A 20,112-nucleotide genomic window follows, 5' to 3' on the forward strand; every position below is an offset into this window, starting at 1 on the left:
ATAAGCAGCTCGTCTTGACTTGCGCGAGCTCTGGCCGCGATGATGACTTTTATGAAACCTTTCGCAAGTATTAAGCAGGCTGAAGAATACATCCTCGCTAAAGCAGACAAAGAATTGCGATTTGCCATTCCCTTGGGCTTAGGCAAACCGAATCAGTTGGTAAATGCTCTTTATAAGCGCGCAAAACAGCAAAAAGATTTGAGGCTGACATTTTTTACCGCGTTGTCTTTGGATATTCCCCAAGCGAAAACAGAGTTGGAATCACGCTTTACCGGTCCCTTTTTTTCCCGACACTTTGGTGACGATTATCCTCGCTTGGAGTATTTGCAGGATCTCCACAAAAATCAGGTGCCCGAAAACATCTCTTTGCATGAATTTTACTTTCAAGCGGGCACGACTTTGGAAAATCTCCATGCACAAAGCAATTACATCAGTCTGAACTACACCCACGTCGCGCAAAGAATTTTGGAAATGAATTTAGATGGCGTGATCCAGTTAATCGCAAAGTCAAAGGATGGACGTTACAGCTTAAGTTGCAATCCGGATCTGACCTTGGATGTCGTGGATCTTTATAGTGCCAAAGGTAAACCCTTCATGGTGATCGGGGTGGTTCATCCTGATCTTCCATTTTTGGGTGGCGATGCCGAGGTGCCAGCAGATTTTTTTGAAGGTATTGTCGAATCCCCAGAGGTTCGCCATCAATTGTTTGCTCCGCCAAAAAATGCCATTGATGATATCGAGCACATGATTGCGCTTCATGCCAGTCGCTTGATTAAAGATGATGGGACACTTCAAATCGGAATTGGTTCTCTGTCGGATGCTTTGACGACCTCGGCTTTGCTGCGTCATCAAAATAACTCCCTCTACCAAGAAGTCCTGAGAGAGCTGGATCGGAAATTTACTCCCCCATCTTCTGCGGATATTCATGATGGAGTATTTACCAAAGGTCTTTACGGAACCAGTGAAATGATTATGGATGGCTTCATGCATCTGCGCAAGGCGGGGATTCTGAATCGCTCGGTTCAGGATCACGAGGAAAAGGCTCTTCGTTACTTGCATGGCGCATTCTTTTTAGGATCTAAGTCTTTTTATCGTTGGTTAAGGGAACTTTCGGATAAAGACTTTGACGGGCTTTCCATGACCCGAGTTTCCAAGGTGAATGATTTATATGATCCGCATGAATTGGCTTTGCGTAAGCAGCGCAAAAACGCCCGTTTCTTCAATACTTGTATGCAAATGAGCCTTTTAGGTGGAGCTGCTTCCGAAACGTTGGATAACGGCAATGTCGTTAGCGGGGTCGGTGGTCAATACAATTTCGTGGCGATGTCTCACGAGTTGCCGGATTCGTATTCAGTTTTGATGATGAAAAGTGTCAGGGAAAAGAAGGGGCGACGGGTGTCCAACATCATTTGGAATCCACCGCAATTGACGATTTCTCGGCATTTGCGCGACGTCGTCATTACCGAATACGGGATCGCATTCCTGAAGGGGCAGAGTGATTCTGAATGCATTAAACGTCTGATTATGATTGCCGATGCTCAATTTCAAGACGAGCTTTTGACGGCAGCTCAGAAGAATAAGAAAATAGATCCGCATTGGAAAGTTCCACCAGGTGCGAGAAACAATACGCCGGAAAATCTGCAGGAGTTCGCAAGCTTTGCCAAAGCCAAGGGGCTATTTAACGTGTTTCCGTTTGGTAGCGATTTTACTCAGGTCGAAGAAAAGCTGCAGGGTGCGCTATTAAACTTAAAAGAAAAGACCAAGCTCGAGTTGATTAAGTCGTTGCTGACAGGATTTAGTGTGCCCAAAGAAGGATATGCACAAGAACTGGAGCGAATGAATTTATTCAAACCCCAGTCCGTGCAGGAACTTCTGTTTCAAAAAGTATTATTGGGCTCATTTAAGGAGCTTGTTCGTCGCTATCCTCTTCAATAGTTCCGGAATCTTGAGTACCGGCTTTTTGAGATGGGTCTGACGAAGGCGAGCGTTTCCACGAAGTACCAGCGTCCATGGTTGTTTCGGTGCCACATCGGGCAATAATGTCATCCAGGCGCTGTTCTGTTTCTTCATGAGTCAGACCTGTTTTCAATGAAACTAAATCAGTCAACGAATCGAAGTCGTGATCGATGCGATTCAGATCAGATTCGTTAAGCGCAGCCCATTTTTTACGGACTTCCTTGGTGACCTGATTCCAGTTTTGTTCGGTTAGTTGGTGATCTGTATGTGGTTGTGCCATACCATCCTCCTCTGATGTAAAAACAAAAAAGGGCGGAGTGCATCCGCCCAGTTTCTTAGTGACGACGACGTGCGATCAAGCCCGCCACAAATCCCACAGCGCAAGCGCCTAGGACTGTTGCGAGTGGATGATCCTTCACCCAGTCTTCGGAAGTTTCCAAAGCGTCTTGAGCTTTGGTTTTGATAGTTTCATAGCGATCGCCCCACTCACTTCTTAACTCAGATTTCGCTTCGTTGATCTGGGATTTCACTTCGGATTTTGCATCTCCGTAAATGCTTTTACCTGTTTCAACTGCTTGTCTGCCAGTGGATTTGATATCATTCATAAGGTCTCTTGATGTTTCAGCCATTGCACCCTCCTTGGTAAACGATTAGGCCTTGTTGCTATGATTATCACTTTTCTAAGTAAGAGCTAGTAAACCTTGAGTGAATTGTTAGGGTTCATAAACTGGACTCATTCATAGCCCAGTGTTGATTAACGTCACTCTAAAACAGGATTCCATTTGTCGGCTTCTTTGGGGGCTTCACCCACCAAAGCGAAAGTAGTTCCTGGCTTGGCTTTCGGGCCCGCATTCGTTGGTGTCGCCAGTTCAATCCCACCACGCAAAAGTGCATCTACGGAATTCATTTTTACAAAAGAATTGAATAGTCCTAACTTTGCCTGGAATCCAGCCTTGCGCCAAAATACTGTGTTGGTCCGCACCAGACGCGCATACTCCCACGGAACACGAAAGTGAACGCTGATAGTTTGCCCGGTTTTCGAAAGAGCCACTTTCGTGACGGAGCCCACATTCATGCCGCGATAGAAAATCGTATCGCCGTCACTGACGGAATCCAGATTTCGCGTTTCCAGTTTAAACAATGCAGTCTCTTCCAGAGGATTTTTTAATTCCGTCCCAGATCTGCCGACGAATTTTTTAGTTCTGCTGCCAGTACCTGGAACTGCGGAAATATAACTTCCCTCCACCAGGGTATCCAGGCCGCGAATTTCTTCGAAGCTGATGCGGGGACTTTCCAGCCAATATTTGGTTCCTTCATTCGCAAAATCAGACGCAAATTTTTCCAGACGGGCATGGACCTCAACACTTTTCTGATCATCAGAAATGCGTACGCTTGTGACCACTCCGACGCGCACACCACGAAAGCGGATCTCGGTTTTGTCGGGACGAATGCGCGTGCCTTCTTCAAAGGTGATGGTCACTTCGGGACCGCGATGCTGATAGAATTCCAACAGTAAGTATCCAGACAGGATGACAGCAAAAAGCGGAAATAACCAAACGAACCAAGTAGCTTTAAGATTTTTCATCATACGAATCGTTCCATATTGTTGAAGGATCAAAGTAGGCGGAAGAAATCATTGTAAAGATCACCACAAGTGCAAACATCCAAGAGCCGAGGCCAGGTTCAGCATGAGCCCAGGGCCCCATTTTCATGATCGCTACCAGCACGGCTAAAAGATAAATATCCAGCATTGACCAGCGTCCAATGGCTTCCACCGTATTATACAAACGCGTTCGGAACTTTCGGTGAGCAGAGCTTTTTGCAGTCAATCCCAGATAAAATAAAATCAAAAGTTTCGCGAGTGGAATAACCATGCTGGCCAGGAATATGATGGCGGCAATGCCCCAGGAACCAGTGTCACTCATCGTGACAATTCCTTCCCAGATCGTTGCTGTATTTTTGTTTCCATAGACCTCTAAGGTCATGAACGGAAATATATTGGCGGGAATATAAAGAATTAATGCAGATAAAGCGAATGCCAGACTTACTTCTGGAGAAGAAAATATAGCAAGACGATTCATGGTCCCGCATTGTTCGCAAATGACGAAGTGCTCTTTCCCAGAAGTGGGAAGAGGCTCACCACAAATTTTACAACGTTCTTCTCTATTGGAGGTAGACATCAGTCACCTCTCTTCAATGCAACTGATCTGTTTGTGGTGGTATTTCGTTGTTTTGTTCAGCCGCCCGGTCTCCCATGGAGGTCAGGAAGGATGGTGATATGAAGGACTCAGCATCCTTTCCGTCTTTAGTCGTTCTGATATCTTCCGTAGGATTGGGAAGCAGGAGATTCGCTAAAGATCCCAGGTCTGCATAAAAGCCAGGGAAGTGGGCGTTCACTAGAGATCCCAATTTGGAAGTCAGAGTGACGCTGATTTCAGCTTGTCCTGTTTTGGTCGCGGCTACGATTCGTTTTGCGGCTTTTTCGGCACTGATAGTGATGAGTGGGGCCGAGGCCATTAGGGAGAACCACGCGTGTTCTTTCTTAAATTGCCCCTTCACTCGTGCATTCCGGGCAGAACCCGTACGCATCAGGCCTGGGCAAACGGTCGTTACATAGATTCCCTTTTTCATTAACTCCAGTCTTAGACTTTGCGAATATCCGCGCAGAGCAAATTTCCCTGTGCAATAGGCCGCATGATGGGGCACAGGAAGCAATCCGCCCACTGAAGAAATATTCACGATGCGAGCACCGACTTTAAGATGAGGCAGGCAAGCCCGGTTCATATAGAACGGAGCCCAGAAATGGGTGTCCAGAGAATCTTCGAAATCTTTTTTTGTGGTATTTTCAAACGGAGCGGTCGAGATGACTCCGGCATTGTTAACGACCACGTCAATCTGTCCAAATGTTTTCATGACTTCACTGATTGCGTTGTCCACTTGATTTGGCTTTGTGCAATCGCACTCCAGGATCAAAACACTGGCACCCGGCACCGCGAGCTCGACAATTTTCTGACCGCGCTCCAGTTCTGCCTTGTCGCGGGCGAGGAGAGCCAGTGAGGCTCCCTGGCGGGCAAACTCTTTAGCCATCACCAATCCTAATCCCCGTGAGCCGCCGGAGATCACCACCACTGAGTTTTTAAGAGAGCGATAGCGCAATTGATCGCGAATCACCGAGTAACCATATCCAGCTAAGAGTCCCAAGCCGATGTTTCTGAAGAGTGTTCGTGTAAATGAGCTCATGGATTACCTCTCTTCCCTGTTCTTTATAATGTCATTTTAGAGGAAGGGTGAAGGTCTCCGCAGAGCCAGTGTCATAAAGCAAAAAAGCCCCCGCATCCTAAGACACGGGGGCTGTGTTGTTTGTCAGATTTTATGATTTAGATTTTTGACAAGAAGGATCCCAACAAAGAACTTACGATAGAAGTGACTACAGAGGCTGTTGGTGAGGTTGCTCCAGCGATTTTGATACCCCCCATAAGTGCCGTCAAAAGTGTTTTCGCCAAAGTTGATGAGCCTGAACCGCTGCCCACGATCGCGCCCAAGCCAGAATTAGATCCAGAAGTAAAAGCGGCAATCAAGTTTTGCAGAGTCGTCGATGCATTGTTTGAAGAGCCCAATTGGGTGATCAATTGATTCAATCCTGGCAATGAACCAGAACCCAAGCTGCTAAGGATGGTTTGCAACACAGTTGAAGAGTTGCCCAATTTACCTAAACCTAATACCGAACCCTTTGCAAGGCTCTCGATAACAGTAGCAAGGCTGCTGACATCAAAATCTTTACCGCTCAGTTTACCAATAAGCGCTTGGATGATGGTGTTAGCTGCGGTTGCCTGGCTACCCGAAGAAACTCCAGCCAGCTTAAGATTAGCAAACAAAGCCGAAGTCACCGTTTGAATAAGGTTAGTGGAAACTTCGTCTTGGGAAAGATTCACAAGAGAGTTCAAAGTGCTGTCGCCGATCAAAGCCAAAAGATTCGACTTTTTAACGAGGTCCGCAATATTCAAAGTACCAACACCTGTTGTTGCTCCTTGAATGATAACGGGGATGATGGCCGCAAGGTCGTTGCTTTTACCCAGGTTAGCAGATTCCAACGCCATTTGTGCGCTGGCCACGATCGCATTGATTTGCGATGCAGAGAGCTTGCTTGTCGTTTGGATTGCCAGTTGTTCATTTAGATCACTTAGCATGGCCTGAGAAGCCATTTTAGGTTCAGACACAGTCGGTGCGCTTAGCGAAGATGAGTCATCGGTAGAGGAACGTTCAGCAGTTTGAAAGTTACTGCCACAACCTATCAAGCTTGTTGTTAGGGTGAGTGCTAGTAACGAAGTAAGTAGTTTCATTTTTCCTCCGGTTATTCGGTCCTGAAACAGAATAGTGGGGATCGCCGAAAATAAAAATGGGGGGCAGGCCGGAAAAATGGTCCTGTAAAATCTGGCGACAAAAACAGATTTTGTTTTTGTCTAATCTGTTCACAGTAATATCAAGAAATGAAAAAGATGTTTTTTCTTTTTTCAGTTTGTTTCTACATTCAATCATTTTCGAAAATAAATCTGAGGAATCGCAGCGAAAATAAATTCCCGGATCGATACATCCTGGACTGCAAGGCAGAATAAAAAAAAGGCACGGGTATAAAGCCAGTGCCTTTTTTTATAGAATAATTTCGGATTTAGATTACTTAATACAAGCTTCGATTCGTTTTACACGAACATTCGGACGCTCTTTACGGTAGTCAGAGGCATCGTACAAATACTGAGTATAGCTATCACCCAATTGAACTTCTTTGTTAGCTTTTTTAGTGCAGACAGGATGAGCGGAATCTGAGCGATTCCATTCAACACACACCTCACGAGTCGCAGTCAAAGAAGCTTTAACTGGGGCCTGACCCGGTAAAGAAGCCTCAACGGTATTGTTGTCTTCATCAATACAAACCTGATCGCGGGTAACATAGCCGCGTTCGGGAACATAGGGGTTAGCTGAGCGGTTATAAATGATTTCAGTCGCAGCTGACGCGAAAAAAGGCGCCATAAGCAATATAGACAGCAACAGCTTCATTGTAAGCCCCCTTTAAGGTGGTGAGAGTGGGATAGTTTTGACACAAAAGAGGTGACCAAACAAGAGACGGTTCAGGAAAAGCTTTCACAAGGTTTGTGAAAGCCCAGCAAAATGAGGGAAGGTATCGATTTTTAAGGTATATATAAGGCCCATATGACAAAGGCTGAAATCCTTAAATACAAAGACTACAGGCAGTTTCTTGCAGACTACAATGCCTGGAAGAGTCAGAATAAAGTAGGGTGGAGTTTGACGGTATGGACTCGTCAACTGGGGCTTTCCCATCCCTCGGCATTGTCTATGATCCTAAATCGCAAGCGCCATATCGGCGATAAGCTTGCGGATTCCATTTCAGACTATTTTGAATTTAACGAAAACGAAAAAACGCACTTTTCAAATCTGGTGAAGTATGAAAAGTCCATCGATAGCAATCATTTGCGTATCATGGTTTTAAACGAGCTTCAGGGTGAAAAGAATAATGCCATCGCACGCTTCGTCTTGAACGAAGGTAATAAGCTGCAAAAGTTCGAAAATCGCGCGCAGCTGGTGGCGGCCTTGTCTCCCATCCTGGGTATGAGCCCTGAGGATTTGATTGCCTTGGAGGCTCGCACGCCAGAGGCACCGGATGCGAAGGCTATGCATCTGGAGGTCGTAAAGATTCTGGAACGCTCTTATGATGTTGTGCCAAAGGCAAAACGTCAGTATGCGGCAACCTTTATGCGTATGAAGGCTGAGCGCATGGAAGAAGCGATTGCAAAGTTACGTGCTTTTCAAAAAGAGTTTATCGCAGAGTTTGATTGTGAAGACGCTGATCAATTGGTATGTTTTCAGAACTCGCTATTTTCTATGATCAATGAAGAGGGGACCGAGAGTGGTCCCCAATTACCACACCATAAAAAGAACTAACCGCACTCATCGCCCCAGGCGGCCTTCATCGAGCAAGTCGGATTGACTGCCGTGCCGCCGGTACCATTTTTATTAATCGTACATTTAATGTCTTTGGCCACCTCGGTCACGTGGCCTGTGGTTCCGTCGGGCATGACTCCCATTTCAGATAAAGCATCGAATAAGGCCTTTGCGGTAATAGGACCTACGCTAGCGGGGGGAGTGCATTTATAGGCGGGCATCGTATCAGGCAGGATGCCACGATTGGTCTGCACACACTGAAGATCCGTGATGGTCCAAGTGGTATCGTCACCGTTATACGTTTTGGTCGCAATGTTTGAGTTCTTTAGAATGTAACCGAGCGTGACGGCTTCGTCTCCTTTAAACTCTCTTTTGGAAAGGTCTCCGCAAGCAGCAGAGGCATAGTGTGCGAAATAGAGGATGCCGATTCCAGCCAGGACTGATTTTTTCAACATAGTTGCTCTCCTTTGAATACAGAATTATTAGCATCGAAAGCCAATGGCGTTCAGTCCAGGGCCCAGAAAACATAGTCATGCGACCCTGTTAGGAAGCAGAGGTCATTAGGTATAGTAAAAATCAAGGTAACTTGATCAAGTAGAAGGAGTCTGCGACACTAGGAGTTCATAAAAAGTATCAACACCATGGAGTCGACTGATGAGAATTCTATTGTCTAGTATGTTTGTTCTATTGATAGGTCTACAGGCGAAAGCAACTGCGGTGATTCAAGCCGCCTCAAACATTCACGAAGGAAAAGTGGTCGTCGTTGTCGAAGACACGGATCCTGACAAGCGCGTGTTCATGCAAGTTGATTCCCGCACCGGCAAAAAAGAAGCCTTGGGTTTTCCGAATGACCTGGTCTCGGAAGAGATCTCCGCGGTCTTGTCCTTGCCGGAATATGTGGTGGTTGTTTCTAAATCCTCTGGCGAAGACAGAAAGCCGCGAGTTCATGAGTATGTCAGAAGTTCTAAAATCTGGATGGCGGCGGGCGAGTTGAATTGTCTGTCCTTTAAACAGATTGAAATTGAAAAGTCTGATCTGCGTGTGGACTGTTCCGATGAGTCTAAAGACGGTCGCATTGTCGGTACGGTGAAGATGGTTTTGGACTTCACTTCTAAAGCTCAGGTCAAGGCGACATTGCCTTTACAGCAGGATCGACAGGGGAATATCAGTTTCAACCTGTTGGGCGGATCTCCGGGTAAATGGGAGACTTTGGAGCTATACAGTCCTAAAAACAAAAAGGTCCTGACGGCGAAAGACCTTTCGTTGTCATCAGACGCCAAGATAAAAAAGACCATCAAAGTAAAAGAAACGATTGGCCCTAAGGAGTAAACTCCAGAGAGGTGCCAAAACGAAAAAAGCCATCCCTGCGGATGGCTTTTTTATTTAGAAGAACTTGTAACCATTGTTGTAAGCTAGGTTCTTATCCGAGAAAAAGGCTCTGCGCCAAACCGGAATCTTGTAACTGTCTTCCGGATAGTAAAGCATTTTAGTTTCGATATCTCCGACAAAATTAGTGCCGGTCAGGTTGCGTGATTTCATACGGAAATCATAGGGCGCAAGGACATTCGAGTAGCGCGCAGAAAACAAACCTCTTTGGTTATCCACGGCGAACTTGGAAGCTTGGCTGTAAGCCGTGATCAAACCCTTTTCAAAAGGGTAGATGAAGTACATGTAGCCCCAGCCCTCTTTCAGGATTTCCAGATTCACTTCAACATCGTTATAAATCACTCGGCCCAGGATACGGTTGTGTTTGTCGTGGCCGTTCTCGTCATAAATGACCGTGATATTGCTTCCCACTGGTACCAGACCTGCAACGAAATCACGGGCCACGTCAGCCGGCTCACCTTGGGTGTTGCCGAAGTAGTCGACTTCCGGCGTATCAACGCCCAGGAAGCGCACCTTGAAGCGATCATTGCCAGACTGAACTGTCAGTGTATCACCGTCATGAACGTTCACCACGGTGCCGTGCAGGGTGTAGGCTAATACAAGGGTCGGAAAGAAAATGAGAAGAGATAAAAGGCAGCGAAGTGATTTCATAACGGTCTTTGTATCAAGACCTGAAGGAGGAGCCTATGTGAACTCCTCCTTTGGAAAAGAATGCGTGAACGTCAGGATTTTAGACAGTCCTAATCGACGATATCCAGGTACACGGACTTATCCAGGAAAGGGAAGACCGGTACGGTGTTGAAGACTTCGTCATATGAGAACTTAAACATATTTAAGCTCATGATCGAGATTTCAGCGATCACGGTTCCTGATACGTTGCCTTCGTATCGGCTGTGAATCAGTGGTGCATTCAATAGGATTCTTTCAAAGGACACGTTGCGACCTTCCGTGCGGCAAACCGCATCATACAGAGGACCGTTTTTAGCTTCGATCAAAGCGGCCTCAGCCACCACTGCATCGCCTGTTGCTTTCGGGCTTGTCGAGTTTCTGACGAAGTTTCCAGGGACTGTCCAGAATGTTGAATAACGATTCACCAAAGATGAAGTACCATAGCTTGCCGTGTTGGTTGCATAGCGATCAGAAGGGTCGCAGAAGCTGCCATTCTTTTTAACTGTGCCCAGGCCCATGCTGATGGATTTGCTGCTGGTAATTTGCAAGTTGCGAGTCGTGTCGTTGTTTGAATAGTTGATAGCGCCGTACATAAAGACGGAGCCCACTACATACAGGCGGCAACCTGTGCGGGATTTAATCGTCACGTTATCCAAAAGCAATGGACCGCGAATCGCCACGTCACCTTCACACGCAAGTTCACCACTGTTTTGGAAGAAGGTGCCTTGGTCTTTTAAACCTGACAAAGCAACAGAGTCTGCAGCGTCTTTGAAATACTTGATGCGCTCAGAAGCCGCCATTTGGAAAGCGGTCGTGATGTTGGCGTCTGTCGGCGCCCCGATATAGACGCTTTTCTTAGTCAGAACTTGCGCGCCTTTGGTTGTTGCATAAGCGGAACTCGCCAGCTGAGCTTTGATGTAAGCAGTTAACGTCGTCGCATTAGCTGCTGTCGCGATGGCTGCAGGCAAATTGGCCTGTGGCACGATCACGTTTTTATCAGCTGGCATAGAGATCGTGTTAAAGCTGTTGCCGTGGTCTCCGTAAACGGAACCACTTGTCCAAGTGATACCGCTTGGAGAGCCTTGACCCATAAAGTAGCTGGAGCCGTAACCAAAATCAGTAATGATATTAGACGCGACTTGCGCGTGACATTGGATGCAACCCATCCCGCGGATTGCTAAAGCCGGTTGGAATGTTGTGAAGCTGTTGCCGACGCTGACTTTCACAGTAAACTGGATTGTCACGCCATCTTTATCTGTGACAGACACGATGATATTGTCGTTACCGCGAAAGCCATAGTTTGGAGTGTATTTAAATTTATAAGTGCTTTTGTCAGTCACTTCGATTTTACCGTTCAAAGCGGCACCTTGGTTGGCAGCGATGAACGAGATTTTATCAGCGATCGGGGCACGAGTTTGATCGGCTTGAAAATCGATTGCGGTATTCATTTTAGTTTCTAAAAGCATGTCAGGAATGACTTTGGCTTCGGCGTTGCCACCGCCACCGCTTAAGCTTGCATTCACAGCGCTTGAGAAGTGAGCATTCGGTGCACAGTTCTGGAATGTAACGATGAGTGCTGCACTCGTGATGGCTAAACCAAGAAGTCTCATTTTCATACAGTTTTCCCCCGCAACGTCTGAATTCCGCTGATTCAATACATTGTCATTTGCAATATTGTTACCAGCTTAAAACGAACTTGGTGTTCACGGCGTTTAGTTTATTCGACAGTGTCTGTCAGGTAGTCAATTTCTAGACCAGGGGCTGGGGGAAAACTCCCCTGGAAAGGGACAGTATGGAGTCAAAGGAGTCCCCTATGGAAAAAGCAATGCTCTCTGCCATTTGTGTATTCTTGGTTTCAGTGGCTTCTCATGCAGCCACCACCTCGTCCACTCAAACCCCTATCACGCCAGCTCTTAGCTGCACGAATAAAGTTATCAACGACGTTTATATTCCAAAACTTCGTGAAATTGTTGATTGGCCGGATGATCAAATTCGTCCTTATGCGATTCAGATGTGTCAGCTGGAAAAACAACGTGGTCAGTTGCAAGTTTCGATCCGAGATCGGGCGGTGCAAATGCGCAACACCAATTGGAGAATCTGCAAAGAGGTCATCCCGGGAAATCCAAACCCTACGCCTGCAGAGTGCAAAATTGCTCATGGGCAAATTATCAATGACCTCATCGATCATTGCATCGAGGTCGTAAATATCGGGCACAATCCTCACAACGTTCAATTGTTCCTGGATCCTTTGATGGTGGAGGTGGCTTGTTTAAAAGGTGTGGATACGGCTTTGAAATAAGTTATTGGCCAGGGATGGAGACAACTTCCATCTTGATGTGGTCCGTGCCTTTTTGAATAAAGCCAAGCTTTTGAGCTGCGGCCTGGGAGACGTCAAGGATGCGACCTTTAGTGAAAGGGCCGCGGTCATTGATGCGAACGGTGACGGATTTGCCAGTGCTAAGACTGGTGACTTTCACCATCGAGCCCATTGGCAATGTACGATGGGCCGCAGTCAGCTGATTCAGGTCAAATTTCTCGCCGCTGGCGGTGCGGTTGCCCTGATGGCTTTCGCCATACCAGGAAGCCCTGCCTTTGACAGTGCTGCCTGTGTGCAGAGCGCTAGCGCAACTCGGGAGGCCAAACCCCAGAGTCAAAAGCAGAATGTAAAGGCGCGTGAATCTTTGCATACCTTCTCGTCGGCATCCGCGGCGTTCTACTTGATTCTTCGTCTGCCGCCGCCTGGACCATTGCCTAAGGGAGTGCTCCTCGCAATTGGTTCTAAAATCCCTCTCTGTGTTGTCTATAAGCACCACTCGTGTGGAGAAAGCTACAGTGCTTCAGCCACGCGACGCACAGCCCTTGATTGCACAAATTAAAATCTTAGCGGAAAATATCTGCATACGACTTATTTTTTAACCTTGGATGAGAGAGTACTTATGAGCATTCAACAAGTTCCATTTATTACTTTGAACCGTTTTGAACCTGGTTTCCGCGATGAGTTTTTGGCAGGTGTTGCTAATCTTTTTGATAAAACTCAATTCGTAGGCGGTCCAATTGTTGGCGAGATGGAAGCAAATCTTGCGACTTACACCAAATCAAAACACGCTATCGGTTGCGCTAACGGAACAGATGCGATTCAAATCGCCCTTCGCGCAGTGGGGGTTGAAAAGAACGATAAAGTTCTGGTTCCAGACATGACTTTCTGGGCAACATTCGAAGCGGTTGTGAACGTGGGTGCCAACCCTGTGACTGTGGATGTGAATAAAGAATTCTGCCACTGGGATCTGGCGACTTTCAAAAAAGCAGTTGAGCAATTTAAACCAAAAGCTGCCATCATGGTTCACCTTTATGGTTGGGTTACTCCAGAAACTTTGGAAATCAGAAAATTCGCAAAAGACAACGGCGTTGTTTTGATCGAAGACGGTGCTCAATGTTTTGGCACAGAAATTTCTGGCCAATCTGTTTTGGGAACTGCCGAAATTTCCACGACGAGCTTTTACCCAGCAAAAGTTTTGGGTGCTTCAGGTGATGCGGGCGCGATCTTCACCGCAAACGACACTTACGCTAAAAACTGCCGCACTTTGATCAACCACGGTCGTACGGATCACTACTCTCATGGTATGATCGGTTGGAATTCCCGTATCGGTGCTTACGAATCATTGTTTTTGAACATGTCTTTGAAACACATCGACGCTCGTATCAAATCTCGTATGAACGCTGTTAAATTCTATGAAGAGTCGTTGAAAGGCTTGCCACTAAAACCAGTTCGCGCGGCTTCCACTGTGACTGAGAACGGTTACTGTGCAGTGGCGATGATCGATCCAAAACTTCGTCCGGCTTTGATCGAGAACTTGAAAAAAGCCAACGTAGGCTACGGAACTATTTACCCAGGCGCGATGAGCATGCAATCTGGCGCTCAAAACCATTTGGCAGGTAAAATTGACAATGGCAACGCTCACTACATCTCTCAAGCTGTATTGAACCTTCCATGTTTTGCGTATATCACTCCAGAAGAACTTCAATACGTTGTCGACGTGGTTAAGAAAAGCTTCTAGTTTGCTTTATTCAACTTAAAGAGTCTTAAGCCCCGGTATCGCAAGGTACACGGGGCTTTTTTTATCCTTCAAAAATTCGCAAATCATCCTTCCAATCGTTCTATTTTACGAAGGGCGGCGCTTTGCTATAAACGACCCATAACGAACCTTATGGGAGAATTTATGAAAACGATGATGATGTCAATCGCGATGGTTTTGGGTCTTACGGTAAGCGCTCACGCGGCAAATTTCGCAGAAAGAATTGTTTCTGGAAGCACCAATTATGAACAAGCTCTTAAAGATCTTTATGCTGCAGAAATGCAGAACGCAGGCTCACCACTTTATAAATATGTGAGTGCGATTAAAAACGAAAATCCGGATTACTTCATCGCCGACAAAATTGAAATGGAAGATATTTTCGTTGTTGAATCAGGTCAAAGCGGTGGTGTGTTTGGAGTCAATTACTTGATCGTGATTCGCGCGGGTTTCAAGAGCAACACTTTTCCGATGGGCTACTTAAAGGCGTATATCACGGCATCGATGGACGATGGGGCTCCTTACCAGGTCATTATTTCTGAGCCAGCAAAAGTGACGATTGAATAAAAGAAAAGCCGGGATAGGTCCCGGCAAATTCCTGCCAAAATTGCAGTATATGCGCCGCGTTTTTGATGTTTCCGTTGTGACTTCGAGGCCTTATCGATAGGCTTTTGAACCGGGGGGAACATATGAAACTTATTATTTCTTTACTAGCTGTAATGACAGTAGCGGCAACTGCCCACGCATTGCCACTTCCGGGCGCACACCAATTGGTGTCTTTGCCGGAAAATTTCACAGCCCAATACAACTTCGAGGGGATTGTTGGATTGGATAACTGTTCTGGATCTTTGATTCGTTTGGAAAACTCACGCGACACAGATAACGCTTTGGTTTTGACGAATGGTCACTGCTTGGAAACTGGATTTCCAAAACCAGGAACTTACGTTTACGGTAAACCAAGCCGTCGTACTTTCAGACTGTTCAACGCAGGTATGGAAGTTGTAGGTCGTTTGAATGCGACGACGATCGTGTACTCTTCAATGACTAAAACAGATATGACGATTTACAAATTGGCAGAAACGTATGCTGAAATTAAATCCAAATACTCTGTGAATCCATTGTTGCTGGCTTCTCAACGTCCAGTTGAAAAAACGCAAATTGAAGTGATCTCTGGATACTGGAAACGTGGTTACTCTTGTGAAATCGAAGCATTCATTCCTTACTTGGAAGAAGCAGGCTTCACTTGGCAGGATTCTATCCGCTATTCACGCCCTGGTTGCCAGGTGATCGGTGGAACTTCAGGTTCTCCAATCGTACAAAAAGACACTCGCACAGTCATCGGAGTTAACAACACGGGGAGCGATTCTGGCGAAATGTGTACAATGAATAACCCATGTGAGATCGACCAGAACGGTCATAAAAAGGCTTACCGTGGTTATTCTTATGGCGAGCAAACTTTCTGGGTTTACTCGTGCTTGAATCAGTACAATGAACTAGATGTGAACGTAGCTGGTTGCCAGCTTCATCACTAAGAGGCTTCTTCGGACTTCTTCTGCGGTCGAAGATCTTCGACGCTGACATGATTCTTACGCGGAGCACGTTTGTGCTCCGTTTTTTTTGGTCTATCGAACTCATCTTCACCACGCAAACGACTGATCATCATTTCGTCCATTTCCTTGATAAATTCATAATATTTCAGAACGGTTTCTTTAATTGTCGTCAGAAACTGCATGGATGTGCCTTCTCCCAAGAGTGAGGTGAGTTTTCATTGTAGAATGGCGGTACATTTCTTTGGGAATTTTAATGAACTACTGGTCTTTCAGAGGGTAGTATGTGGAAAGAACTCAGATCTTGCCCCGCGAAAACAGAGTTCATGTATCTCTTCGTAAAACCGAAAAAATAGTTTAGGCTGTATCTTTCGGGAGTGAGATGTCTGCAGGGATCTTGCAAGTCTGTTTGTCAGCTTCATGGGGTGGTCAGGAAATGGTCGCCTTTGAGACAGCGGAATTGCTTAAAAATAAAAATCTAGAATGTGTAACGTTGGCTACTGTGGGCAGCCCGTTGGCGCTGCGCCTGAAAAAAATCGGCTGTGAAGTTTTAGAATGCTCACCGGGCATTTCAGAAAGCCTCCGAAATCTAACAACGTTAAGACGTTTTCTAAAAGCCCACGCTGTTTCAACGGTGTTGGTACAACAACTTAGAGACTTGTTTGCTGTTCGCATTGCGCTTCTGGGTTTTACTAAGATCAAAGTCGTCGGTGTTTCCCACACATTTGTGGGGATTTCCAAAAAAGATTGCTATCACCGCTGGGTGTACAATCGTATTCAACACATGATCGCACTGACACCAGTTCATCGCCAGAACCTTATCGAGCACCTTCCGATCGCGCCGGAAAAGATTGTGGTGATTCCAAATTCAGTGGATACCAACTGGTTTAATCCGGTTCGCCGCGATTCATTGCTTCGTAAGCAATGGGGCAATGACGATCAGACTTTGCTGATTGGTTTGATCGGGCGCCTGGATAAGGCCAAGGGGCAGAGTGTTCTATTAAAAGCAGCGGCTGATCTTAAGAAAAATATTTCTAATTTTAAAATCATTCTGGTCGGCGAAGAAACGTTGAACGAACCCGGTGCGCTGAATGATCTAAAATCTCAATGTCATGATCTGGGATTAGAAGAGCATGTTATCTTTACGGGCTTTCGCAGTGATATTCCGCAAATTGCAGCGTCCTTGGATATTTTAGTCATGAGCTCGGATGCGGAAACCTTTGGTCGAGTGATTATCGAGGGCATGGCCTCAGAGGTGGCGGTGATCGCTTCCAAAGCAGGCGGAGTTGTCGATATCGTTGATGAGGGTAAAACGGGCTTTATGTTTAAGCCAGGTAATCATGTGGAGTTGGCGGAAAAGATTTTAACTCTTTATAAGGACCGGGATCTGCGTGCCAGGATCGCTCATAGCGGGCGGGAAAAGGCCCTGAGTGAATACGACTTTTCCAAAGTCAGTCAGCGGCTGTTGGAGACTCTTCAGGCGGATCAAAAATAGCAAAAGAAAAAGGCGCAGGTTTTATCCGGCGCCTTTTTTAATTTCTTAATTTGAAATCAAAGTTTCGAAATGATTGATTTTTGCTTTCACGACATCAATCGATTTTTGCCAGAAAGCCGGCTGAGTGATGTCCTCGCCCAGATGTTTTTGAATCAAATCTTCCGCTGACATTCTGCCAGTATCCCGTAAGATCGCTTTATATTTCGGCATGAAATCCGCGCCCAATTCTTTGCGGCGGGCATAAATACTTAAAGAGAACAAATAGCCAAATGTGTAAGGGAAGTTATAGAAACTTAAACCCGCGATATGGAAATGAAGTTTGTGTGCCCAGAAAAGCTCGTCAGCGTTTTCTGTGCTGTCACCGTACCATTCTTTCCACACGCTGCCCATAAGGCTGCGAAGCTCGTCGGCACTTAATGTGCGTTCTTGACGGGCTTCATAGAATTTACGTTCAAATTCATAACGAACCGGAATGTTGATCAAAAACGCCATTGCGCTTTCAAGATCACCCCAGGCATTTTCAATTTTTTGTTCACGGGAGCCAGAGGTGCTCATCAAAGCGTCGCCCAAAACGGTCTCTGCGAAAACGCTAGCCGTTTCCGCCAAAGTCATTGGGTAATCCATTTCTCCCAAAGACATATCGCGCATCACCCACGAGTGAAAACCATGTCCCAATTCATGAGCCAGTGTCCCGATGTCGCTGTTCGAACCCATGTATGTCATATAAACGCGAGGTTCGCGTTTTGCCAGGAAGCCTGTGCAGTAAGCACCCGTACGCTTATTCGGCAACACACGTCCTTCGATCCAGTTGTTATCAACCATCATTTGCACAAAGTCCGCCATTTCAGGGGAGACGTTAGCAAAGGAGTCTTTCACGATTTTAGCGCCTTGCTCAAAGGGAACGGCATCTGCAGAAGCAGCGATCGGACTTGGGGCCATAAGATCCCACAGTTCCAATTTATTTTTCTTCATTACTTTCGCCATTAACAAACCAGCTTTTTGAATGTCTTTGGCGTTAGCGCGGCAAGCGCTGATCATCGCGTCCAATGTTTTTTGCGTGATGCGGTTGTCATTCAAAGGGTTATCCATGAAAGACATGGCCTTGGTATGTGAGCGCTTTTGCGCGTCCTCGATGCGCCAGCCGGCCAGGGCATTCACGATGGCAGCAGCACTGTGCTGGTGCTCAGCCCAAGCTTCTTGAATGCCGATCCAGGCCGCTTTACGGTCCGCTTCGTTTGCGGTTTTCGTCAAGGCGCTGGCTTTGGCAAGACCCACCGTTTCCGTGCGATCGGCATACTTCAAGTGCACGCGCATATTGCCGCTGAGTTCGTCGTATAGGTTGCCCCAAGCGGTATGACCGGAAACCTCAAGGCTGGTCATCAAAAGCTCTTCAGGTTCTGATAAAGCATGAGCCACCTTTTTGCGCTTTTCCTCATAGCTAAAGCGGTAGGACTTGATGTGGTCGTGATCCAGGATTTTATTGAAAGTGCTTTCATCACATTTTTGAATCATCAAATTCAAGGGGATGATCGCTTGGGATAATTTAGAAAAGAAAATCTGAATTTCAGATTCCTTTGTTTTCGCCTCTGTATTCGTGGAGTTTACAGATAGAAGGCAGTTCACGTATGTCGACATTGTCGCCGCTGTGATCACGCATTTTTCATAAGCCAACAGAATATTTTGAATGTGCGTGATGGTTTTATCAGTTGGTTTTTGCAAGTCCGCTTTGATCTCGGCAATATTTTTTTGCAAAGATTCAAGCTCTTCGGTCACGCGATCCCAGTCTTTTTGGAATTCAGGAGAAGTGAGGGTCGGATAAACTGATTCAATGTTCCAAGTAGGGCCGTTCATTAGTTATTCTCTTTCGTCATAAGGTTGACGTAGCTGTTCACGAAGATCTTGAATTCATCAAAATTTAAAACATTTACGAGTGTAGCGGCACTGGCTTGCTGTCCGTGCCAGCGTCCCAGGCGGTTTGCGATGTACAAAGACATTTTTTCACCGTCCTGAATGCTGTGCCCATCGTCGGCTTCCTCCGGATCGAAATCCAAGTAAGCGTCAAAGCGAGCGCGCATTAAGAACTGTCCACCAGGAGTCGTCACGATTTTATAGGGACCATAGACCGCACGAGTGGGGCGATAAACTTGTGCGACATAAGGAAAACGCTGTTCAGGTTCGCCCTGATTGGAATAATAAGACGTGGCCGCTTGAGCTTCAAATTTGAATTCGATAATGTAGCGCTCTTGATTTCTTTGGATCAGATACCAAAAACGTGGCAGTCCCTGGCTTCCACCGCTGAACTTTGTTTTATAACCGGTATCCAAAATTTGATAGCCATTCATCGCGGATTCAAAGACTGCTTGGGAGTTTTGAAATAACTTTTGAACCGAAGCGGGCGCTTGATCCACAGGAGTCAATTTCGCTTTGGAAGAAAATCGATTCTGCTCTGTCATTTTATTCAGATATTTAGTCTGACGTTTAAAATAGTCCGCATCTGTATGGGCGAGGGAGTCTTGTAGTACTTCCGGCTCTTCTAACATCTGTCCTTGCAGTCCGCTGATGTAAGCATCAAAGATTTGGGACAGGGGAATTTTAAACGGAGAGACTTGGTTTCCCGCTGCATAGCGAATCAAATCTCCAGCGAACGGAGCGTTGCCTCCACCATCATCAATGTCGATCAAAGTAAATTCACGGCCGCCGCCAGCCAGTTGCACGTCACCAAAATTTTGGATGTGGGGATCTCCGACCACGACACCTTGAATTGCCAACATTGCTGAACTTTGCTGTTTCAACCAATTCCAGTAATGAGGCGCGTTCGCGCGGAAAGCATTAAATAGACCTGATTCATGGTGCCACTCAGCTCCCATGACTGTTGCGTAGTTTTCCGAATGAGCTGGAACTCCAGAGACCATTAAGAGTGCGAATATCAGAAGTGTTGCTTTCATTGCGGTCAAATTAACAAAGCCGTTATCCGAAGGCAAGGTGACCTTTGGTTAAGACTTTGTTGGCATTTAGCACGTTACAAGATGGTCAA

The 20,112-nt window shown here is 46.2% G+C and carries 22 protein-coding genes; 8 read left to right on the plus strand and 14 right to left on the minus strand.

Features of this window, described 5'->3' with window-relative positions:
- Window positions 1-51: 51 nt before the first annotated feature.
- Window positions 52-1,935 (plus strand): acetyl-CoA hydrolase/transferase C-terminal domain-containing protein, encoded by a 1,884-nt coding sequence (locus tag HW988_RS04260; RefSeq protein ID WP_255490198.1) that lies wholly within the window; start codon window positions 52-54, stop codon window positions 1,933-1,935.
- On the opposite strand, the gene HW988_RS04265 is transcribed toward HW988_RS04260, so the two are convergent.
- The 7 genes from HW988_RS04265 to HW988_RS04295 all read right to left on the minus strand — a co-directional run bounded on the left by HW988_RS04265 (window position 1,901) and on the right by HW988_RS04295 (window position 7,008).
- Entirely contained in the window at window positions 1,901-2,236 is a 336-nt protein-coding gene (locus HW988_RS04265) for a hypothetical protein (RefSeq protein WP_181606352.1), read from the minus strand. The two genes, HW988_RS04260 and HW988_RS04265, sit on opposite strands and share 35 nt — an antisense overlap.
- A 55-nt stretch (window positions 2,237-2,291) precedes the next feature.
- Window positions 2,292-2,585 carry a YqjD family protein gene (locus tag HW988_RS04270; RefSeq protein ID WP_181606353.1) on the minus strand — a complete coding sequence of 98 codons (294 nt, stop codon included), beginning with the start codon at window positions 2,583-2,585 and terminating at the stop codon, window positions 2,292-2,294.
- A gap of 131 nt (window positions 2,586-2,716) precedes the next feature.
- Complete coding sequence (locus HW988_RS04275) at window positions 2,717-3,544, minus strand: MlaD family protein (RefSeq protein WP_181606354.1); 828 nt, start codon at window positions 3,542-3,544, stop codon at window positions 2,717-2,719.
- Window positions 3,528-4,037, minus strand: coding sequence for a paraquat-inducible protein A (locus HW988_RS04280; protein ID WP_181606355.1), 510 nt, complete (start codon window positions 4,035-4,037; stop codon window positions 3,528-3,530). The genes HW988_RS04275 and HW988_RS04280 overlap by 17 nt, the downstream gene beginning before the upstream one ends.
- A gap of 112 nt (window positions 4,038-4,149) precedes the next feature.
- A complete protein-coding gene (locus HW988_RS04285; RefSeq protein ID WP_181606356.1) occupies window positions 4,150-5,196 on the minus strand; it encodes an SDR family oxidoreductase in 1,047 nt (348 codons plus the stop codon).
- Between the two features lie 137 nt (window positions 5,197-5,333).
- The gene (locus HW988_RS04290; RefSeq protein WP_181606357.1) at window positions 5,334-6,296 is read right to left on the minus strand and encodes a hypothetical protein; all 963 of its coding nucleotides are present in this window, start codon (window positions 6,294-6,296) and stop codon (window positions 5,334-5,336) included.
- A 331-nt stretch (window positions 6,297-6,627) separates the two neighbouring features.
- Window positions 6,628-7,008 carry a hypothetical protein gene (locus HW988_RS04295; protein WP_181606358.1) on the minus strand — a complete coding sequence of 127 codons (381 nt, stop codon included), beginning with the start codon at window positions 7,006-7,008 and terminating at the stop codon, window positions 6,628-6,630.
- A gap of 153 nt (window positions 7,009-7,161) precedes the next feature.
- On the opposite strand from HW988_RS04295, the gene HW988_RS04300 reads away from it, so the two are divergent.
- On the plus strand, window positions 7,162-7,911 hold the full coding sequence (locus HW988_RS04300) for a TIGR02147 family protein (protein ID WP_181606359.1): 750 nt from the start codon (window positions 7,162-7,164) through the stop codon (window positions 7,909-7,911).
- On the opposite strand, the gene HW988_RS04305 is transcribed toward HW988_RS04300, so the two are convergent.
- Window positions 7,908-8,366, minus strand: a complete 459-nt coding sequence (locus HW988_RS04305; protein ID WP_181606360.1) for a hypothetical protein — start codon at window positions 8,364-8,366, stop codon at window positions 7,908-7,910. The two genes, HW988_RS04300 and HW988_RS04305, sit on opposite strands and share 4 nt — an antisense overlap.
- Before the next feature lie 199 nt (window positions 8,367-8,565).
- On the opposite strand from HW988_RS04305, the gene HW988_RS04310 reads away from it, so the two are divergent.
- The gene (locus HW988_RS04310) at window positions 8,566-9,240 is read left to right on the plus strand and encodes a hypothetical protein (RefSeq protein WP_181606361.1); all 675 of its coding nucleotides are present in this window, start codon (window positions 8,566-8,568) and stop codon (window positions 9,238-9,240) included.
- A 54-nt stretch (window positions 9,241-9,294) separates the two neighbouring features.
- Here HW988_RS04310 and HW988_RS04315 read toward each other — a convergent pair whose 3' ends face one another.
- Together HW988_RS04315 and HW988_RS04320 are read right to left on the minus strand one after the other, a co-directional pair.
- Entirely contained in the window at window positions 9,295-9,948 is a 654-nt protein-coding gene (locus HW988_RS04315) for a thermonuclease family protein (protein WP_181606362.1), read from the minus strand.
- An 89-nt stretch (window positions 9,949-10,037) separates the two neighbouring features.
- Window positions 10,038-11,582 carry a hypothetical protein gene (locus HW988_RS04320; protein ID WP_181606363.1) on the minus strand — a complete coding sequence of 515 codons (1,545 nt, stop codon included), beginning with the start codon at window positions 11,580-11,582 and terminating at the stop codon, window positions 10,038-10,040.
- Window positions 11,583-11,779: 197 nt separating this feature from the next.
- Between HW988_RS04320 and HW988_RS04325 the strand changes: the two genes are divergently transcribed.
- Window positions 11,780-12,265: a hypothetical protein gene (locus HW988_RS04325; protein WP_181606364.1), complete on the plus strand. Its 486-nt coding sequence runs from the start codon at window positions 11,780-11,782 to the stop codon at window positions 12,263-12,265.
- 1 nt (window position 12,266) lies between these two features.
- On the opposite strand, the gene HW988_RS04330 is transcribed toward HW988_RS04325, so the two are convergent.
- Complete coding sequence (locus HW988_RS04330) at window positions 12,267-12,653, minus strand: septal ring lytic transglycosylase RlpA family protein (RefSeq protein ID WP_181606365.1); 387 nt, start codon at window positions 12,651-12,653, stop codon at window positions 12,267-12,269.
- A 249-nt stretch (window positions 12,654-12,902) separates the two neighbouring features.
- Between HW988_RS04330 and HW988_RS04335 the strand changes: the two genes are divergently transcribed.
- From HW988_RS04335 to HW988_RS04345, 3 genes are all read left to right on the plus strand, one after another.
- Complete coding sequence (locus HW988_RS04335; protein WP_142699191.1) at window positions 12,903-14,021, plus strand: DegT/DnrJ/EryC1/StrS aminotransferase family protein; 1,119 nt, start codon at window positions 12,903-12,905, stop codon at window positions 14,019-14,021.
- A gap of 162 nt (window positions 14,022-14,183) precedes the next feature.
- Window positions 14,184-14,603: a hypothetical protein gene (locus HW988_RS04340; RefSeq protein WP_181606366.1), complete on the plus strand. Its 420-nt coding sequence runs from the start codon at window positions 14,184-14,186 to the stop codon at window positions 14,601-14,603.
- A gap of 122 nt (window positions 14,604-14,725) precedes the next feature.
- Window positions 14,726-15,568: a serine protease gene (locus HW988_RS04345; protein WP_181606367.1), complete on the plus strand. Its 843-nt coding sequence runs from the start codon at window positions 14,726-14,728 to the stop codon at window positions 15,566-15,568.
- Here the strand turns inward: HW988_RS04345 and HW988_RS04350 are convergent.
- Window positions 15,565-15,768, minus strand: coding sequence for a hypothetical protein (locus tag HW988_RS04350; protein WP_181606368.1), 204 nt, complete (start codon window positions 15,766-15,768; stop codon window positions 15,565-15,567). The genes HW988_RS04345 and HW988_RS04350 overlap by 4 nt on opposite strands.
- Window positions 15,769-15,965: 197 nt before the next feature.
- Here HW988_RS04350 and HW988_RS04355 point away from each other — a divergent pair, with 197 nt between their 5' ends.
- The gene (locus tag HW988_RS04355; protein WP_181606369.1) at window positions 15,966-17,078 is read left to right on the plus strand and encodes a glycosyltransferase family 4 protein; all 1,113 of its coding nucleotides are present in this window, start codon (window positions 15,966-15,968) and stop codon (window positions 17,076-17,078) included.
- Window positions 17,079-17,123: 45 nt separating this feature from the next.
- On the opposite strand, the gene HW988_RS04360 is transcribed toward HW988_RS04355, so the two are convergent.
- A complete protein-coding gene (locus HW988_RS04360) occupies window positions 17,124-18,929 on the minus strand; it encodes a M3 family oligoendopeptidase (protein WP_181606370.1) in 1,806 nt (601 codons plus the stop codon).
- On the minus strand, window positions 18,929-20,023 hold the full coding sequence (locus tag HW988_RS04365; protein ID WP_181606371.1) for a DUF2252 family protein: 1,095 nt from the start codon (window positions 20,021-20,023) through the stop codon (window positions 18,929-18,931). The genes HW988_RS04360 and HW988_RS04365 overlap by 1 nt, the downstream gene beginning before the upstream one ends.
- Window positions 20,024-20,112: the final 89 nt, after the last annotated feature.

It is taken from the genome of Bdellovibrio sp. KM01, from assembly GCF_013752535.1.
In the GTDB taxonomy this organism is placed as follows: domain Bacteria; phylum Bdellovibrionota; class Bdellovibrionia; order Bdellovibrionales; family Bdellovibrionaceae; genus Bdellovibrio.

Coding starts and splice junctions, on each gene's coding strand:
- HW988_RS04295 (WP_181606358.1), bottom strand. CDS start 7,008: ATGAAGCTGTTGCTGTCTATATTGCTTATGGCGCCTTTTTTCGCGTCA.
- HW988_RS04330 (WP_181606365.1), bottom strand. CDS start 12,653: ATGCAAAGATTCACGCGCCTTTACATTCTGCTTTTGACTCTGGGGTTT.
- HW988_RS04365 (WP_181606371.1), bottom strand. CDS start 20,023: ATGAAAGCAACACTTCTGATATTCGCACTCTTAATGGTCTCTGGAGTT.
- HW988_RS04345 (WP_181606367.1), top strand. CDS start 14,726: ATGAAACTTATTATTTCTTTACTAGCTGTAATGACAGTAGCGGCAACT.
- HW988_RS04335 (WP_142699191.1), top strand. CDS start 12,903: ATGAGCATTCAACAAGTTCCATTTATTACTTTGAACCGTTTTGAACCT.
- HW988_RS04280 (WP_181606355.1), bottom strand. CDS start 4,037: ATGAATCGTCTTGCTATATTTTCTTCTCCAGAAGTAAGTCTGGCATTC.
- HW988_RS04360 (WP_181606370.1), bottom strand. CDS start 18,929: ATGAACGGCCCTACTTGGAACATTGAATCAGTTTATCCGACCCTCACT.
- HW988_RS04305 (WP_181606360.1), bottom strand. CDS start 8,366: ATGTTGAAAAAATCAGTCCTGGCTGGAATCGGCATCCTCTATTTCGCA.
- HW988_RS04270 (WP_181606353.1), bottom strand. CDS start 2,585: ATGGCTGAAACATCAAGAGACCTTATGAATGATATCAAATCCACTGGC.
- HW988_RS04290 (WP_181606357.1), bottom strand. CDS start 6,296: ATGAAACTACTTACTTCGTTACTAGCACTCACCCTAACAACAAGCTTG.
- HW988_RS04265 (WP_181606352.1), bottom strand. CDS start 2,236: ATGGCACAACCACATACAGATCACCAACTAACCGAACAAAACTGGAAT.
- HW988_RS04285 (WP_181606356.1), bottom strand. CDS start 5,196: ATGAGCTCATTTACACGAACACTCTTCAGAAACATCGGCTTGGGACTC.
- HW988_RS04350 (WP_181606368.1), bottom strand. CDS start 15,768: ATGCAGTTTCTGACGACAATTAAAGAAACCGTTCTGAAATATTATGAA.
- HW988_RS04355 (WP_181606369.1), top strand. CDS start 15,966: ATGTCTGCAGGGATCTTGCAAGTCTGTTTGTCAGCTTCATGGGGTGGT.
- HW988_RS04310 (WP_181606361.1), top strand. CDS start 8,566: ATGAGAATTCTATTGTCTAGTATGTTTGTTCTATTGATAGGTCTACAG.
- HW988_RS04275 (WP_181606354.1), bottom strand. CDS start 3,544: ATGATGAAAAATCTTAAAGCTACTTGGTTCGTTTGGTTATTTCCGCTT.
- HW988_RS04320 (WP_181606363.1), bottom strand. CDS start 11,582: ATGAAAATGAGACTTCTTGGTTTAGCCATCACGAGTGCAGCACTCATC.
- HW988_RS04315 (WP_181606362.1), bottom strand. CDS start 9,948: ATGAAATCACTTCGCTGCCTTTTATCTCTTCTCATTTTCTTTCCGACC.
- HW988_RS04340 (WP_181606366.1), top strand. CDS start 14,184: ATGAAAACGATGATGATGTCAATCGCGATGGTTTTGGGTCTTACGGTA.
- HW988_RS04300 (WP_181606359.1), top strand. CDS start 7,162: ATGACAAAGGCTGAAATCCTTAAATACAAAGACTACAGGCAGTTTCTT.
- HW988_RS04260 (WP_255490198.1), top strand. CDS start 52: ATGAAACCTTTCGCAAGTATTAAGCAGGCTGAAGAATACATCCTCGCT.
- HW988_RS04325 (WP_181606364.1), top strand. CDS start 11,780: ATGGAAAAAGCAATGCTCTCTGCCATTTGTGTATTCTTGGTTTCAGTG.